The sequence below is a fragment of the Labrenzia sp. ATLA3 genome (assembly GCF_057180185.1).
In genome coordinates this window covers 600,644-616,250 of record NZ_JBXUKV010000002.1, presented here as the reverse complement: position 1 = coordinate 616,250, position 15,607 = coordinate 600,644, and the positions used below count along the sequence as shown (strand labels likewise).

Sequence of the window (15,607 nt, the reverse complement as noted above, 5' to 3'; positions counted from 1 at the left end):
GGCGGTGCTATGTCCGCAGTATGATCACGTTCCTGATTGTTCTTCTCGCCGCCGCCGGATTGTTTTTCGCCTATTCTCTTTTCAGGGCAGGGCAGATTTCGCGTGCCTATGAACCCGACGGCCATCTTGCCGAGGTGGATGGTGCGCAGATGCACTATCACTTTGTTCCAGCATCTGACGCGGCCAGCGGGCAGCCTGTGCTGGTGTTCCTGCATGGCGCCAGCGGCAATGCCTATGACATGAAACTTGCGTTTGAGGGCGCTTTTGGGGGCCGTAACCCGCTGCTCTTCATCGATCGCCCCGGACTTGGGTTCTCTCAGCGCTCAAGAACGGGGCAGAACACCCCGGAGAGCCAGGCAAGGCTGATCACTGGTCTGCTTGAAAAGCTTGGCATCAAGTCCGCCATTGTGGTGGGGCATTCGCTTGGAGGAGCCGTCACGGCAGCGGTGGGCCTCGCCGCGCCGGAGAGGGTGAAAGGGCTTGTCTTCCTGGCCCCTGTCAGCCACGTGTGGCCGGGCGGGGTCAACTGGTACTACACGGTTGCGGCACTGCCCGTCATCGGCTGGCTGTTTTCCAGAACACTGACGATCCCGGTTGGCGAGCGGCTGGTGCCGCAGATGCTGAGGCATGTTTTTCATCCCGATCCACCGGTTGAAGGCTATGCCGATGCGGTCCGTCTGCCGCTGCTCTTCCGGCCCGAAAGCTTTCGCTCGAACGCGGCGGACATATGCAGCCTGAGGCAGGCTGTCCGGCAGCAGTCGGCGCATTACGCGCACCTTGACCAACCGACGCTGATCATCACCGGAACAAAAGATACGGTGGTCTGGCCGTCGATCCATTGTGAGGGCCTGTTACAGGATGTGCCGGAGGCGGAGTTGCTGATGCTGGGCGCAGCGGGGCACATGCCGCAGCATACGCATACGGATGAGATCGTCTCCGGCATCGACAGGCTGGTGGCTCGCGTCGCGGCGTCGGGCGGCAAGGCGAAGGCGGTTGGAACAGGAGCCGAGCCAGAACCAGTTCCCACGGCATGAAAAAGGCGGCCTGGAGGCCGCCTTTTCGTATTCGGATCGTTTAACCGATTAGATCGTCAAATGCCGCCCTGGCCGTCGTTTCCGACAAAGGCAATCCGCAGCATGTTCGTGGAACCCGGCGTGCCGAAGGGTACGCCTGCGGTCACGATGATGCGCTGGCCCGGTTTTGCGAACTCCTCGGAGAAGGAGATTCGGCAAGCGCGGTCGATCATGTCTTCTTCAGTGGAGGCATCTTCACTGACCACGCAGTGCAGGCCCCAGCCAAGCGACAGGCGGCGTGCCGTCGCAAGCACCGGCGACAGAACGATGACCGGGCTGGACGGACGCTCACGCGAGGCACGCAGGCCTGTTGCGCCGGAGGTCGTGTAGCAGACGACAGCAGCCAGGTTCAGCGTTTCGGCAATCTGCCGGGCAGCTGCCGAAATTGCGTCGGCGCCAGTGGCTTCCGGTTCGGTCCGCTGTGCATAGATGATGTTGCGGTAGTTGGGGTCCTGTTCCACCTGCTGGGCGATCTTGTCCATGGTGGACACCGCCTCGATGGGGAAATCACCGGCGGCAGATTCGGCTGACAGCATGACCGCATCGGCACCTTCAAACACGGCAGTGGCGACGTCGGACACCTCGGCGCGGGTCGGCACTGGTGCGGTGATCATGGATTCCAGCATCTGCGTTGCGATTACAACCGGCTTGCCGGCGCGGCGGCAGGCACGGGTGATGCGCTTTTGCAGGCCGGGAACCTGTTCCAGCGGCAGTTCCACGCCCAGGTCGCCACGGGCAACCATGATGGCGTCGGACAGCTCAATGATCTCGTCCAGCCGGCCGATGGCCTGCGGCTTTTCGATCTTGGCCAGAACGCCGGCGCGGCCACGGGTGATCTTGCGCACTTCGGCGATGTCGTCCGGACGCTGGACGAAGGACAGGGCGACCCAGTCGACATTCTGGTCGAGAGCCGCGATCAGGTCCTTGTGGTCCTTCTCGGTCATGGCGCTGGTCGCGATTTCCGAATCGGGAACGCTGACGCCCTTGCGGTCGGACAGCTTGCCGCCGACGATGACTTCCGTCACCGCTCTGGTGCGGTCGGCTTCCAGAACCTTGAGCTGGATCTTGCCGTCGTCGAGCAGCAGGCGGTGGCCCGGCTCGAGCGCCTGAAGAATTTCGGGATGCGGCAGATGCACCCGGTCCACGCTGCCGCCGGACTTGTCGGCGTCCAGTGTGAACGTTGCGCCGTTTTCCAGCATTACTGGACCCTCGGCAAAGGTTCCCACGCGCAGCTTGGGTCCCTGTAGATCGGCCAGAATGCCGATTGGCCGTCCAACCTTCTCCTCAACAGAACGGATGCGTTCGACAAGCATCTTCAGACGATCATGATCGGTATGGCTCATATTGATGCGGAAGACGTCCGCACCGGAGCGATACAATTTTTCGATGATGTCTTGTTCTGAGGAAGAGGGTCCGAGAGTTGCAAGAATTTTGACTCGCCGGTTACGCCTCATCGCCCACCTGTCCCCTGTTGCACGGGTTCGGTCAGCTGGACCGTCCAGCTGCTCTGTTCGCCCGTGTCGATTTCAAAAAAGCCCGTCCGCTCGAATCCGCGAGCCACACAGTCCTCAATACCGCGAATGGTGAATTCCTTTTCCCGGGTGCACATGAACGCCCGGCCACCCCATTCGCCGAATTGGTCATAATCAACTGCGTAGATGTAATAGTATCGTGACACCAGCGCCCCGGGTACCAGGGTCTCGCAGGAGTTGGACGCAAGGTTCCACCAGCCTTCGGTAACCCAGTCGGTCTTGTCCTTGTAGCCGATGGCTACACCAACCTGACTGTCGGTCTTGTTGCAAAGGCGCAGATCGGCTCTGGCTTCGTCACTGGATGCGGAGAAAAACAGCACGGCAAGGAAAGCAGCAAAGGCAAATTTCACAGGCACGCTGACACATGCCCGAGACCCGCCCTGGTTCCGTTCCCCAACCTTAAACATATGCAGTCATTCGCTTTGCTGCTTTACAGACATTCGCTTTTTGCGTCGACAAGGGGGCCTTGTCAACGTCGTTAACGGGATACGGAGTCTTTCGCCCAGACTTGTTTCCCGAACCGTCCGGATTTTTTATCCGATTGAACAGTCTCACCCCCTATGCCGTCAGAAATGGGGCGGGAACATGACCGCACCGCCTCATATCGATGTTAGATGCCCATAAAGCGTATACCGCGTTGTTAACACGTTGGCAAAATCAACGGGCGATAGATAGAGCACAGGCGTACGGAAGGTGTGGATGGTCTGCTAAAACGCTGTCTGAAAGCGGTGTTTTCGGGCTTGGTTCCGCCGCTGCTTTGCCGTAAACCTGACCGCCTGCACGATAGCGAGCCACAGAAGTTTCCGTGAAGCGAGACATGATAGAACCAGCTGCCGAAACCGGCCGGGCCTTTCAGCCGACCGAATATGTAAAAGGCGATTTAACTTCCGGCGTGCTGCTCCTGTGCGATCATGCCCGCAACACCGTTCCGGAGCCCTATGGCGATCTCGGTGTTCCGGCAGATCAGTTCGAACGGCATATCGGTTACGATATTGGTGCGCGCGCGGTGACGCTCGAATTGGCGAAGCGGCTGAATGCGCCGGCTTGCCTGACGACTTATTCGCGCCTGCTGATCGATCCCAACCGGGGCGATGACGACCCGACGCTGATCATGCGTCTGTCGGATGGCGCCGTGGTGCCGGGCAATGCCAGGGTCGACATGAACGAACGGGCGAACAGGATAGAGCGGTTCCACAAACCCTATCACGATCTCATAGACCAGACGCTGGACGCCATGGTCGAGGGGAGCGATCCGCCGGTGATCTTTTCCATTCACAGCTTCACACCGGTCTGGCGCGGTGTGCCGCGGCCCTGGCATGTCACTGTTCTGTGGGACAGCGACCCGCGGGCCGTTCAGCCCTTGCTGGAGGGTTTGAGGGCGCAGGACGATATCATTGTGGGCGACAATGAACCTTACGACGGGGCTCTCAAAAACGACACAATGTACCGGCACGCAACGCGCCGTGGACTGGCACATGCGCTTCTGGAACTGCGGCAGGACCTGATTGCAGACGACGCCGGAGCGCTTGAATGGGCGAACCGCCTTGAGCCGGCCATCAGAAAAATTGCCGGCATGTCCGACTGCCGGCGCATCCATCATTTCAAGTCGCGCAGCGACGCCGCTTAAGGCCGGTTCACCGGTCCGGTTGAGGGAGACCTTCGAGATGGACGATCAGACGAAACTCGAACTGGAAGCCGCCGTTTTCAGGCGCCTTGTTGACCATCTGCGCGGTCGAACTGACGTGCAGAACATCGACATGATGAATTTGGCCGGCTTCTGCCGCAACTGCCTGTCCAACTGGTATCAGGACGCTGCGAAGGAAAAGGGTGTGCCACTGGAAAAAGCCGAGGCCCGCGAAATCGTCTACGGCATGCCTTATGACGACTGGAAAGCCAAATACCAGACCGAGGCGACAGCAGATCAGCAGGCGGCTTTCGAAAAGAACAAACCCCAACATTGAGCCTGCACTGGCCAGAACGCGCATGGCTGCTTGACGGCCGGTGCGCAGTCTGGCAACGCACGGCCAGGTGATTGACGGCGGCTGAAGATCAGCCGCAGCCATTAAGACCGCGCTTAGCGCGACACGGAAGAACGAGAAGGAGAAACAGAAAATATGTCCGATCCCGGTGGAGTGGCAGGCGACCAGCTGCGTGCATTCGTAGAGCGTATCGAGCGTCTGGAAGAAGAAAAGAAAGTCATCTCCGATGACATCAAGGACGTATACGCGGAAGCCAAGGGCAACGGCTTCGACGTCAAGATCCTGCGGAAGGTGGTCTCCCTGCGCAAGAAGCAGCCTCATGAGCGTGAAGAAGAAGAGGCGGTTCTCGATCTCTACCTGCACGCACTCGGCATGGCCGGCAGTGCCGGTGGCGCTGAAGGCTGATCAGCGGAAAGAACCGCACCCTGACATGAAAAGAGTGGCAGAAATGCCGCTCTTTTTTTATCTGGATTTTCCGTCTGACCGCTTAGCGGGCGAAGCGGACCGGAAGGATGACGACGGCCGGGCCGTCGAAACGGTCTGTCCGCAGGCCATTGTAGGCATTGTTTTCAAAGCTGGCGGAAACGAAGCGGTTGCCGGGCATCATCACGTTCTTCAGCTGGCGCTGGTTCGGGTGGCTCAGCCAGGCGAATGCGCGGTGCCGTGTGGTGCCTGCGCCCGACAGGAGCGTCGGGGCGGACTTGTCAGGCAAGCTCGCGAATCCGGCCAGCGGGTCGACAATCTGGTCGCGGGGGATCCGGCCAGAGACGGACGGCTGACGGGCCGGGGCAGCCTTGGCGGTTGCGCTGGGGGCTGGCCGTTTGGCCTGTGCCCGTGCCGGCTCGTTGACCGACGGCCGCAGCGAGCGGCTCAAGGCGGGCGGTGTCGCCGAGGCGGATGCGTAGGCGAGTGTGGTTTCCGAGCGAGGTGCAGGAACCGGTGAGGGCACGGAAGTGCCCGTGGCTGCTGCGATTGCAGCGACCGGATCGTCGGTCGGGGCAGAGCCCGGAACCGGGACATCGCCGCTCAGGCCAAGATTTGCTGCAGCGACCCTGGCTGCATCGCTGAGGCCCTTGCTCGGTTTATGCACCGGTAGGCGCGTGGCAACCTGGAACCGCGAATCAATCGTTTTCTCAGGAACGGAACCCGTAGCCGGGCTGGCCGCCGTTGGCTGGCCGGTCTCGATGGCGAAACGCTGTGCATCAAGTGTGTTGGGTGCAGGCGGAGGCGTCTTGCTTGCGGCAACGGAGGGAATATCCGCAGGCGGTTTGACGATCGGTGCGCTGCTGGCCACGACAATCGGTGCCGCTGCCGGAGCTTCCGGTTCGGTGCCAAGGATTTTCCGGCCGGGAACCGGCGGATTTTCGATCACGACGGCAGGAGCCGCGGCCGTAACCGGCGCGGATCGTGTGTTGCCGACCGCTCCTGGGCGCTTCGCTGCGTTATCGTCGCGGTTATTGCCACCACCAAACAGGCTGGCGAACAGGTTACCGCCACCGGACGAATCGTTGTCATTCTTCGCGGTCACCGGGATAGGCTTGCCCGGACTCGTCAGGTTCTGGTTACGAGTGCTCAGGCCCTTGGAAGAGCTCGAGCGCGTATTGGAGGCAACAATCGTCGGTTTGGAACTGCGCGAGCGGCCGGATTTGCTTTCGGCGAGCGCAAGCTTATAGCCGCTCAGCGGTTTGCCGTCTGAAGGAATGTGAAGCGTCTTGCCATCGGGAAACACGCGGGCCAGCTGGGAGCGGGTCATGCGCGGCCAGTGACGGACGCTGCCGGTGTCCATGTGAACGAACGGCGAGCCGGATCTTGGATAGTAACCCACGCCGCCCACTTGCTTGCGCAGCCCGGTGGCGCGCAATGTCGCAAGCTTTACGCCGGGAATGAAGAAGTCCATGGCTTTGCCGAGCGTGTGCTGGCTGTTCTTGGCAACGCCCGAGGACCGCTTGCGCAGCATGTTGTTGGTCGCGGGGGATCGGTAGCTGGAAACCACGTGGATCGGCTGGCGGGCGCCCACCTTCTGGTACACTTCCCAGACGAGATCCAGAAGTTCCGGATCGATCTTGGTCATCTCGTTGCGGCGCCAGTCGCGCAGGAAGCGGTTGGCTTCGCGCAGACCGTCGGGCAGATACCGACCGTTTTTCTTGAAGGTAATGGAGACACGCTCTTTGGTGTGCGCGTTGTACAGCTTCAGGGTACGCGTCTCGGCCTGGGCAAAGGTGACCAGGCACATAGACACAACAGCAAACGCGCCGGCCGCTTTCGCGGCACGCTTCAGCCAACCGACGGCGTCGAAATCAACTAACCGTGTACGCAATCTCTATCTCGCCGTTTTCAGTGGGCTTTCACCCATCCCGTGCTCCCCAGCAGGACTTACATCCTAGCTGCCGCAGGTTAAGAAGTTTTTACCCTAATTTCGCTTTGCTGATAATCGTTGCCTAACTGCAACGGCGCAAGCGCATAGTGCAAAAACGCTCAGGTAGTGGTGGTTACCCGGAGAATGCGTCAAAATATCGTCGAAATCGATGGTTGGCGCTATGATTTGCCTCAATTCAGGCTGCCGCGTCGGTACCGCTTTCGTCGAGTCCGTATTCCTTGAGCTTGCGATAGAGTGTGGATCTGCCGATTCCAAGCCGTTTGGCAACTTCCGTCATGCGGCCGGAGTAATGATTGATCGCTGCTCGAATCAGTTCCTCCTCGATGTCGGTCAGTTTGCGCACATGACCATCCTGGTCGAGATTGCGCATGAAGCCGAACGGTGCCGATTGTTCGAAACCTGACTGAGGTGCGTGGGCTGAAGGTGCAGGATGCGGCGTTGCCGTGGGTTCGCTTGGGCGAACCGGAGCTGCGGCAAGATCACCGCCCGGCATCCGGTCCGGGTGGGCCACTGGTGTCTGCGGCTGGTGTGTTGCGCCCGGCGCAGCGGTCTGTTCCGTAGCGGCCGCGACCTGCGGAAAATCGTTGATTGTCAGTTGCGGGCCGTCGCACAGGACAACTGCCCGGAAAACCGCGTTTTCAAGCTGCCTGATGTTGCCCGGCCAGTGATAGTCCTGCAGCATGGCGAGCGTATCGGCGGTGACGCCCGCCACCTGGGGCTTGCCTTCCTCGGCCGCAAACCGGGCCAGGAAATGGCGGGTCAGCGCGGGAATGTCCTCGCGCCGGTCGCGCAGCGGGGGGATCCAGATCGGAAACACGTTCAGACGGTAGTAAAGGTCCTCGCGGAAGACGCCTTCCTTCACCTGATCGATCAGTCGCCGGTTTGTCGCCGAAATCAGCCGGAAGTCCACCTTCACCGGACGGCGGGCACCTATCGGATCGATCTCGCTTTCCTGCAAGGCACGCAGCAGTTTGACCTGAACATCCTGCGGCAGCTCGCCGACTTCATCCAGGAACAGGGTGCCGCCATGGGCTTCCTGGAATTTGCCGACGTGTTTGTCGACCGCGCCGGTAAAGGCACCTTTTTCGTGACCGAACAGAATCGATTCGACCAGATTGTCGGGGATGGCGCCGCAATTGACGGTGACCAGCGGTTTGGATTTGCGGTCGCTGGAGCCCTGGATGGCGCTGGCGATCATTTCCTTGCCGACGCCGCTTTCCCCCTCGATCAGGATCGGGATGTTTGATGCCGCGGCCCGTTTGCCCAGATTGATCACCCGCTCCATTGCCGGAGAGTGGGTGATGATGTCGGCAAAGGTCAGTGTGCCGGACGCCTGCTTGCGGATCCGGGTGATCTCGCCTTCCAGCGCGGATGTCTTCAACAGGTTGCGGATCGAAACATTCAGCCGCTCCGGTGCCACCGGTTTGACCACGAAATCCTGTGCGCCCGCGTTCATGACGTTGACAACGGTATCGATGCCGCCGTGCGCAGTCTGGACGATCACCGGCGTTGCGTTCTTGTCGGACCGCAGCCGCTCCAGAACGCCCAGGCCATCGAGCTCGGGCATCACCATGTCGAGGATGATCAGATCGATCTCGCTTGCTTCTGCGCTCGACATGATGCGCACCGCTTCAGCGCCGTTCTCGGCGGTCTTCGACCGGTAGCCGAATTTCTTCACGGCTTCCTGCAGCAGCCTGCGCTGGATGGGGTCGTCGTCAACAATGAGAATTTTGCCGCTGAGTGCTTGCATTGGCGGTTTCGCTCGTCCCAAATTGTCTCGTTTCGAACCATTCTGGTCGCAATTGGGTAAACAAATCGTCCAAGGACGGGCAAAAAAGTTTACATACCCAGATTGCGGGCGGGCCTTTTCCCGGCCTACTAATTCTAGCAACACATGATTGCCGGACCTCGTTCGTCCGGTGGCGCACCGGAGAAGATAATTTGCCCCTTCCACATCCCGTCTTTGCCCCGCAGGCTGCCGCTTCCGCAAATCTCGGGTCTCTTCCCGAATGGGACCTCACGGATCTTTACCCTGCTGTCGACGCGCCGGAGGTTGCTGCCGATCTGAAGGAGATCCTGGATCGGTCAAAGACCTTCGAGACGTCCTACAAGGGCAGGCTGGCCGAAATGGCGCAGACCAACGTTTCCGCGCTGGTGACGGCGATCCGCGCCTATGAGGATCTGGAAGACCTGATGGGCCGGCTGATTTCCTTCGCCGGTCTCGTCTATTCGGAAAACACGATCAAACCGACGTCGCAGAAATTCTACGGCGACGTTCAGGAGCAGATCACGACGGCCAGTTCGCATCTTCTGTTCTTCACGCTGGAAATGAACAAGATCGACGACGCGGTGATGGAGACCGCGCTTGAGGACGGCCAGTTCGCGCATTACCGGCCCTGGATCGAGGATCTGCGCAAGGGCAAGCCCTATCAGCTTGAAGACAGGGTGGAGCAGCTGTTCCACGAGAAGTCGGTCACCGGAGCGGGGGCCTGGAACAGGCTTTTCGACGAGACGATGGCCTCGCTGACCTTCGATGTCGAGGGCCAGGAGCTTTCCATCGAACCGACGCTCAATCTGCTGGTGGATCCTTCGTCCGACACCCGGCGGAAGGCGTCGGAAGCCTTGACGAAAACCTTCAAGGAAAACCTGCGCACCTTCACGCTGATCACCAACACGCTGGCCAAGGACAAGGAAATCTCCGACCGCTGGCGGAACTTCACCGATATTGCCGACAGCCGCCACCTGTCCAACCGGGTCGAGCGGGAGGTGGTCGACGCGCTTGTGGCCGCCGTGCGTGATGCCTATCCGCGTCTGTCGCACCGCTACTACAAGCTGAAGGCAAAGTGGCTGGGGATGGACCAGCTCAACACCTGGGACCGCAATGCGCCCCTGCCCAACGCCGACACGCGCGTGATCCCCTGGGACGAGGCGAAAGACACGGTGCTGTCCGCATATAGCGCCTTTTCCCCTGACATGGCGGAAATCGCGGGCCGGTTCTTCGACCGGCGCTGGATCGATGCGCCGGCCCGGTCCGGCAAGGCGCCCGGAGCCTTTGCCCATCCAACCGTGCCGAGCGCGCACCCCTATGTGCTGGTCAACTACCAGGGCAAGATCCGCGACGTGATGACGTTGGCGCATGAGCTTGGCCACGGCGTTCACCAGGTGCTGGCAGCGCCCAACGGGCCGCTGATGGCGCCGACGCCGCTGACCCTGGCCGAAACGGCAAGCGTCTTCGGCGAGATGCTGACCTTCAAGTCACTGCTCGCCAAGGCGGACAATCCGCAAACCCGCAAGCTGATGCTGGCCTCCAAGGCGGAGGACATGATCAACACCGTGGTGCGCCAGATTGCCTTCTACACATTCGAGCGGAAGGTCCATACGGAGCGCCGCAACGGTGAGCTGACGTCTGAGAAGATCGGCGAACTGTGGCTGTCCGTGCAGGGCGAAAGCCTTGGTCCGGCGATCAAGTTGAGCGAAGGCTATGAAACCTTCTGGACCTACATTCCGCACTTCATCCATTCGCCTTTCTACGTTTATGCCTATGCGTTCGGCGATTGCTTGGTGAACTCGCTCTATGCGGTGTACGAGGAAGCGGAGACCGGCTTCCAGGAGAAGTATTTCGACCTTCTGAAGGCCGGCGGTACCAAGCATCATTCCGAACTGCTGGCACCTTTCGGACTGAGTGCGGTCGATCCGGATTTCTGGAAGAAAGGTCTTTCGGTGATCGAGCGGATCATCGACGAACTGGAAGCGCTGGAAGAGGCCTGACGCGGTATTCAATGACACGGCAACCGTCGCCCCCCTTCCATCACACGCCTTATGACGGCACCAGTCAGCCCTTCACCGTCGGCCTGAAGCCGATTGGTGAGGAGGCCTGGCTTGAGCCCGATCCCTTTCTGGCGAAACACCTGGCCGAGAAGAACCGGTTGTTTTCGGACCACCTTGAAACGGTGTTTCGGGCAGAGGACGATACTGCTTCCGCGCAGCAGGAGGTGTTGGACCTCGTTACGGAGAACCTTGCAAGGTTTCATCAAGAGACCCACAGGGTGGCGGGCGACGCGGTCGAGATTGTTGCCACCGGCGAGCGGGTACTGCTTGCCGGCTCACATCCGCTGATGACCGCGGCGCGTCTCGTGCAGGAAGATCTCGTTTTGATGCGGCCCGGTCCGGATGGCTACAGGCTCGCGGCCGCCGCGCTGTGTTTTCCCTCGTCCTGGTCTCTGGCGGAGAAATTCGGGCAGTCCATGACGGGCATTCACGACAATGTCCCCGGCTTCAACGGAAGCCGCATGGGTACGATGGTGGCCCGGATATTCGACAATCTGAAAGCCGGACAGTTTCTGGAGCGCTTCAACTGGTCGATCTATCCGGACGGCGATCTTCACCACCCGTTGCCCAAACAGATCCGCGTCAAGATTGATGACGGTGCGCTGGGACAGCTTTTCCTCCGGGTCGAACGGCAGACCCTGCGACGCTTGCCGGGCTCCGGCGATATCCTGTTCACCATCAAGATCCATCATGACCCTCTGGCGGCACTGGAAGCGCAGGAAGGACGCGCGGATCTGGCAGATGGTTTGCGGACACAGCTTCTTGCCCTTGATGCGGACCAGCTTGCCTACAAGGGGCTTGTGGCAACGCGGGACGATCTGACCCGGGCGCTTGAAAAAATCAGCCAGAGCTAGCGGTTATTCTGGTCCCCGCAATTGCCGAGGCATTCGGCCGCAGACTGGCTCTCACCTGACGTTCGCTGCCTTCGGAGGAAGCCGGCTCCGCTTCCGGTTTGCTGGCGGTTATCGAACAGAGCGGCTATCTCCGAAGATAACCTGGCATTGGGGGCTGGAGAACGGCCTGCGTCGGAATAGCGGCTGGCGGAACTGGATATTGCTGCGGTAGGTCATATTTAGTTTCTGGAGACTGCCTCCCAACGATTTGGCGCGTCGGGCGTTTCATGGAGCGCCCGATGTCACAAAGGAGTTCGCCACCGCATGGCCGAAAGCAAAGACCGCGAAAGCAATCGCCTCAGCGCCCGGATGGGGCGCTATGCCAAAGTGGGCACAAACATGGGCGGGATTGCCGCCAAGGTGGCCGGTGCCCGGTTGTTCGGCATGGAACTCGACAATGCCAAGAATGCGTCTGAACTTGCGGCGGCCCTTGGAGGGCTGAAGGGTCCGTTGATGAAAGTGGCGCAGCTTCTGTCGACAATTCCCGACGCCTTGCCGCCGGAATACACCACCGAGCTTGCCAAGTTGCAGGCAAGCGCGCCGCCGATGGGCTGGGCCTTCGTCAAACGCCGGATGCGTGCCGAACTTGGCGCGAACTGGCAGGACCGGTTTGCCGAATTTGGCAAGGAACCGTCGGCGGCGGCTTCCCTTGGACAGGTGCACCGGGCCACCGGTCACGACGGCAGGGTTCTGGCCTGCAAGCTGCAGTATCCGGACATGGCCTCGGCGGTCGAGGCGGATCTCAGCCAGTTGCAGATGCTGTTTTCACTGCACCGGCGCATGAGCCCGGCCATCGATACGCGGGAAATCACCAAGGAAATCAGCGCCCGGGTCCGTGAGGAACTCGACTATGCCAGGGAAGCGGCGAATATCGCCGTCTACCAGGGAATTCTGGGAGATTTCGACCGCATCCGCGTGCCTGAAGTGGTCAAGGATCTGTCGACAAAACGGCTGCTGACCATGGGGTGGCTCACCGGGAAACCCCTGCTCGACTACAAGGACCATAGCCAGGAAGAGCGCAATCTGCTTGCCAGAACCATGTTCCACGCCTGGTGGCACCCGTTCAGCCATTTCGGCGTTATTCACGGTGATCCGCACCTGGGCAATTACACGGTTTTCGAGCAGGAGGGGGTTCCGGCGGGAATCAATCTGCTCGATTACGGCTGTATCAGGATTTTCCCCGAAGCCTTCGTCGAGGGTGTTGTCGAACTCTATCGGGGCCTCTTGGAAGAGGACAACGACAGGGTTGTGGCGGCCTATGAGCGCTGGGGGTTCAAGGATCTGAAGAAGGAAGTCATCGAGGTTCTGAATATCTGGGCGAGGTTTATCTATGGGCCGCTGCTCAGTGACCGTGTCCGGTCAATCGCCGATGGCGTTTCGGCGGCCGAATACGGACGCAAGGAGGCGTTCCGTGTGCATTCCGCCTTGAAGCAACTGGGCCCGCTCACGGTGCCGCAGGAATTCGTCTTCATGGACAGGGCCGCAATTGGACTTGGGGGTGTCTTCCTGCATCTGCGGGCGGAACTCAATTTCTTCCAGCTCTTCAACGAACAGATCGACGGCTTTGATGCGGCAACCGTGCGCAAGCGGCAGGACGATGTGCTGACTGCTGCGGGCCTTGCGGGGGCTTCGCACGCCGCATGATTGTCTGCCCGTTTGTCCTGCTGACTGGGGCGCCGGTAGCAAGCTTGTCAAAAAGTCGCGACCTGAGTGACGAATTGTGCACTTCCCATCATTGCCGAACCGGGAAGCTTTATTGTATGTAGACTGCCGACTATCGAATTTTCCTGGGGGACTTCATGTCTGACGATACTGCGCCTGCAATGGACTATGACGCTCACGAGCAGACTTACGAGGGGTTCATCAACTTCTCCAAGATCGGCACGATCGCAGTCCTGACCATTGTTGTCTGCCTCATCATGTTCGCTTTCGGCGGCACCGCTGCTGCTGTGTTCGGCTGGCTGATGCTGATTGCAACCCTTGTTGCCACCGCTGTCGGCATGGCGCTGGGCTCCTCCGGCTGGATCCCGCCTGCGGGCGTGTTCGTTCTGAGCGGCATTCTGGCGATCCTGACCGTCTGAGCTATTGCCGGACCTGAATGGTTCGCAAAGCACTGACGAACACATCTGTTTTTGGAAAGGCGCGGTCAGATCCGCGCCTTTTGTCATTGGACCTCAAGGGCGATGAACCAAGCCGCGCCAGCCTCCTTTGTCTATGCCCCGCCGCTGGAGCCGTTTCTGACGGTGCTGCACGCAGATGACGATCTTCTCGTACTCGACAAGCCGAGCGGTCTTTTGAGCGTGCCCGGCAAGGCGGCCGAACATAGTGACTGCATTGAAAGCCGCGCGCAGGACCGCTACGCGGATGCGCGGATCGTGCACAGGCTCGACATGGATACCTCTGGTGTCATGGTTCTGGCGAGAAACCCGGCGGCGCATCGGCATCTGGGGCTTCAGTTCGAACGGCGCAAGACGCTCAAAACCTACATTGCCGATATCTGGGGAAGCCCGATCGAGAATGAGGGCGAGATCGATTTACCGCTGATCTGTGACTGGCCGAACCGGCCCAAGCAGATGGTCAGTCTGGAACTCGGCAAGCCGGCGCTGACGCGGTGGCAGGTGCTGGAACGGAATGAGACAACGACACGGGTCCGTCTGTTCCCGCATACCGGACGTTCGCATCAGTTGCGTGTCCACATGCTGGCTCTAGGCCATCCAATTGCCGGGGACAGGTTCTATGCCGAGGGCGCAGCACTGGCTGCTTCCCCGAGGCTCGCCCTCCATGCAGAAACTCTGGAGCTGCATCATCCGGCGAATGGTGACCGGGTCTGTTTCCGTTCCGACGTGCCGTTCTAAGCGTTTCTCGCCAAGGGTCCCGGGGCGGGACTGGAAATCATTGGGCGAAGCTGGCTTATCTTCGTCAGGAACGGAGGATTAGCAACGAATCGGCTCGAAAGCACCGAAACGAACAAGCGCTGACGTCGAAATGCGTGCTGACGCACCATGCGCTCGCATCAAGCTGCGAGCGTCAGCCGGGTGTAAGTCTCGGGCGTACCTGGCCCGGATCAGCCGTTGCCGACGCGGCGAAGACCTTCACGGGCGATCTTGTTGGAATTGTCCAGCGTGATCGCGCGGGTGAAGCTCCGGCGGGCGTCTTTCGGCTGGTTGAGCATTTCCTGGGCGAGGCCCCGGTTTGCCCAGGCAATGGCGGAATCCCGGTCGAGATTGACGGCCATCGACAGGTCCGAGAAGGCGGCTTTCGGGTCGTTCACAGCGATGTAGGAGATACCGCGGGCGATATAGGGCGCGCTGGCCTTCGGATTGAGGCCGATGGCGGTCGCAAAGTCCTCGATCGCGCGCTGATTCTGGTTCTGGGCCTGGTAGATCAGGCCGCGATTGTAGAATGCGCGGGCATCGCTGCTGTCTCGGGTGATGACGGAATTGAAGTCGGCGAGGGCGGCGTTGTAGTTGCCCTGCTGACGATAGATGTTGCCGCGTCCGACATAAGCCACGTCATAGTCCGGCTTGATGTTGATGGCGCTGGTGTAGTCGGCAATCGCCTGCTGGTCCTGGCCCATGCGGCGATAGACGAGACCGCGGTTTGCATAGGTCTGATAGGACTGCGGGTTCAGTTGCAGAGCCTTGTTGAAATCCTCGACGGCCCGGTCCAGTTTGCCGGCCTGGCCGTAGGCGATGCCGCGGGTGCTGTAGGCACTGGCATCGTTCGGATTGGCATCGATCACCGCTGACAGTGAGGCGATGTTGGTCGAAGAGCCGGCGGAGGCATTGGTCGGCACGTCGTTGTAGACACCCGACGTGTTACAGGCCGCCAGCATGGAGGCCAGTCCGATCAACGTTGCATGAGGCAGGAATTTGCGCATGCGGCACAGACGATCTCTAAGGGTCATACGATTAGACATGCCGTT

Annotated in this window: 14 protein-coding genes; 9 read left to right on the top strand and 5 right to left on the bottom strand. The window is 60.3% G+C overall.

The annotated features are described in order from the left end of the window. The first annotated feature begins 20 nt into the window (after nucleotides 1-20). Nucleotides 21-1,034: an alpha/beta fold hydrolase gene (locus AC2A6O_RS07335; RefSeq protein WP_498926296.1), complete on the top strand. Its 1,014-nt coding sequence runs from the start codon at nucleotides 21-23 to the stop codon at nucleotides 1,032-1,034. Nucleotides 1,035-1,090: 56 nt separating this feature from the next. On the opposite strand, the gene pyk is transcribed toward AC2A6O_RS07335, so the two are convergent. Next, the gene (gene pyk / locus AC2A6O_RS07330; RefSeq protein WP_148582980.1) at nucleotides 1,091-2,527 is read right to left on the bottom strand and encodes a pyruvate kinase; all 1,437 of its coding nucleotides are present in this window, start codon (nucleotides 2,525-2,527) and stop codon (nucleotides 1,091-1,093) included. Further along, the gene (locus AC2A6O_RS07325; RefSeq protein WP_006932202.1) at nucleotides 2,524-2,961 is read right to left on the bottom strand and encodes a DUF1036 domain-containing protein; all 438 of its coding nucleotides are present in this window, start codon (nucleotides 2,959-2,961) and stop codon (nucleotides 2,524-2,526) included. The genes pyk and AC2A6O_RS07325 overlap by 4 nt, the downstream gene beginning before the upstream one ends. Before the next feature lie 461 nt (nucleotides 2,962-3,422). On the opposite strand from AC2A6O_RS07325, the gene AC2A6O_RS07320 reads away from it, so the two are divergent. From AC2A6O_RS07320 to AC2A6O_RS07310, 3 genes are all read left to right on the top strand, one after another. Further along, a complete protein-coding gene (locus tag AC2A6O_RS07320) occupies nucleotides 3,423-4,232 on the top strand; it encodes an N-formylglutamate amidohydrolase (protein WP_498926295.1) in 810 nt (269 codons plus the stop codon). Between the two features lie 37 nt (nucleotides 4,233-4,269). Continuing rightward, nucleotides 4,270-4,566 (top strand): DUF1244 domain-containing protein, encoded by a 297-nt coding sequence (locus AC2A6O_RS07315; RefSeq protein WP_498926294.1) that lies wholly within the window; start codon nucleotides 4,270-4,272, stop codon nucleotides 4,564-4,566. A 153-nt stretch (nucleotides 4,567-4,719) separates the two neighbouring features. After that, a complete protein-coding gene (locus AC2A6O_RS07310) occupies nucleotides 4,720-4,989 on the top strand; it encodes a DUF2312 domain-containing protein (RefSeq protein ID WP_148582977.1) in 270 nt (89 codons plus the stop codon). 82 nt (nucleotides 4,990-5,071) lie between these two features. Here the strand turns inward: AC2A6O_RS07310 and mepK are convergent, their stop codons facing one another. Both mepK and AC2A6O_RS07300 read right to left on the bottom strand, forming a co-directional pair. Beyond that, nucleotides 5,072-6,817: a peptidoglycan L,D-endopeptidase MepK gene (mepK, locus tag AC2A6O_RS07305; RefSeq protein WP_498926373.1), complete on the bottom strand. Its 1,746-nt coding sequence runs from the start codon at nucleotides 6,815-6,817 to the stop codon at nucleotides 5,072-5,074. A gap of 319 nt (nucleotides 6,818-7,136) precedes the next feature. After that, complete coding sequence (locus tag AC2A6O_RS07300) at nucleotides 7,137-8,711, bottom strand: sigma-54-dependent transcriptional regulator (RefSeq protein WP_148582975.1); 1,575 nt, start codon at nucleotides 8,709-8,711, stop codon at nucleotides 7,137-7,139. A gap of 191 nt (nucleotides 8,712-8,902) precedes the next feature. Here AC2A6O_RS07300 and AC2A6O_RS07295 point away from each other — a divergent pair, with 191 nt between their 5' ends. The 5 genes from AC2A6O_RS07295 to AC2A6O_RS07275 all read left to right on the top strand — a co-directional run bounded on the left by AC2A6O_RS07295 (nucleotide 8,903) and on the right by AC2A6O_RS07275 (nucleotide 14,537). Then, on the top strand, nucleotides 8,903-10,729 hold the full coding sequence (locus tag AC2A6O_RS07295) for a M3 family oligoendopeptidase (protein ID WP_498926293.1): 1,827 nt from the start codon (nucleotides 8,903-8,905) through the stop codon (nucleotides 10,727-10,729). Between the two features lie 11 nt (nucleotides 10,730-10,740). After that, nucleotides 10,741-11,643 (top strand): heme-dependent oxidative N-demethylase family protein, encoded by a 903-nt coding sequence (locus AC2A6O_RS07290; protein WP_148582973.1) that lies wholly within the window; start codon nucleotides 10,741-10,743, stop codon nucleotides 11,641-11,643. Nucleotides 11,644-11,946: 303 nt separating this feature from the next. After that, nucleotides 11,947-13,326 carry an ABC1 kinase family protein gene (locus tag AC2A6O_RS07285; RefSeq protein ID WP_148582972.1) on the top strand — a complete coding sequence of 460 codons (1,380 nt, stop codon included), beginning with the start codon at nucleotides 11,947-11,949 and terminating at the stop codon, nucleotides 13,324-13,326. A gap of 155 nt (nucleotides 13,327-13,481) precedes the next feature. Then, nucleotides 13,482-13,763 (top strand): aa3-type cytochrome c oxidase subunit IV, encoded by a 282-nt coding sequence (locus tag AC2A6O_RS07280; protein WP_148582971.1) that lies wholly within the window; start codon nucleotides 13,482-13,484, stop codon nucleotides 13,761-13,763. 102 nt (nucleotides 13,764-13,865) lie between these two features. Further along, complete coding sequence (locus AC2A6O_RS07275; RefSeq protein ID WP_498926292.1) at nucleotides 13,866-14,537, top strand: pseudouridine synthase; 672 nt, start codon at nucleotides 13,866-13,868, stop codon at nucleotides 14,535-14,537. A 209-nt stretch (nucleotides 14,538-14,746) separates the two neighbouring features. Here the strand turns inward: AC2A6O_RS07275 and AC2A6O_RS07270 are convergent, their stop codons facing one another. Then, entirely contained in the window at nucleotides 14,747-15,601 is an 855-nt protein-coding gene (locus tag AC2A6O_RS07270; protein ID WP_498926291.1) for a tetratricopeptide repeat protein, read from the bottom strand. Nucleotides 15,602-15,607 lie beyond the last annotated feature (6 nt).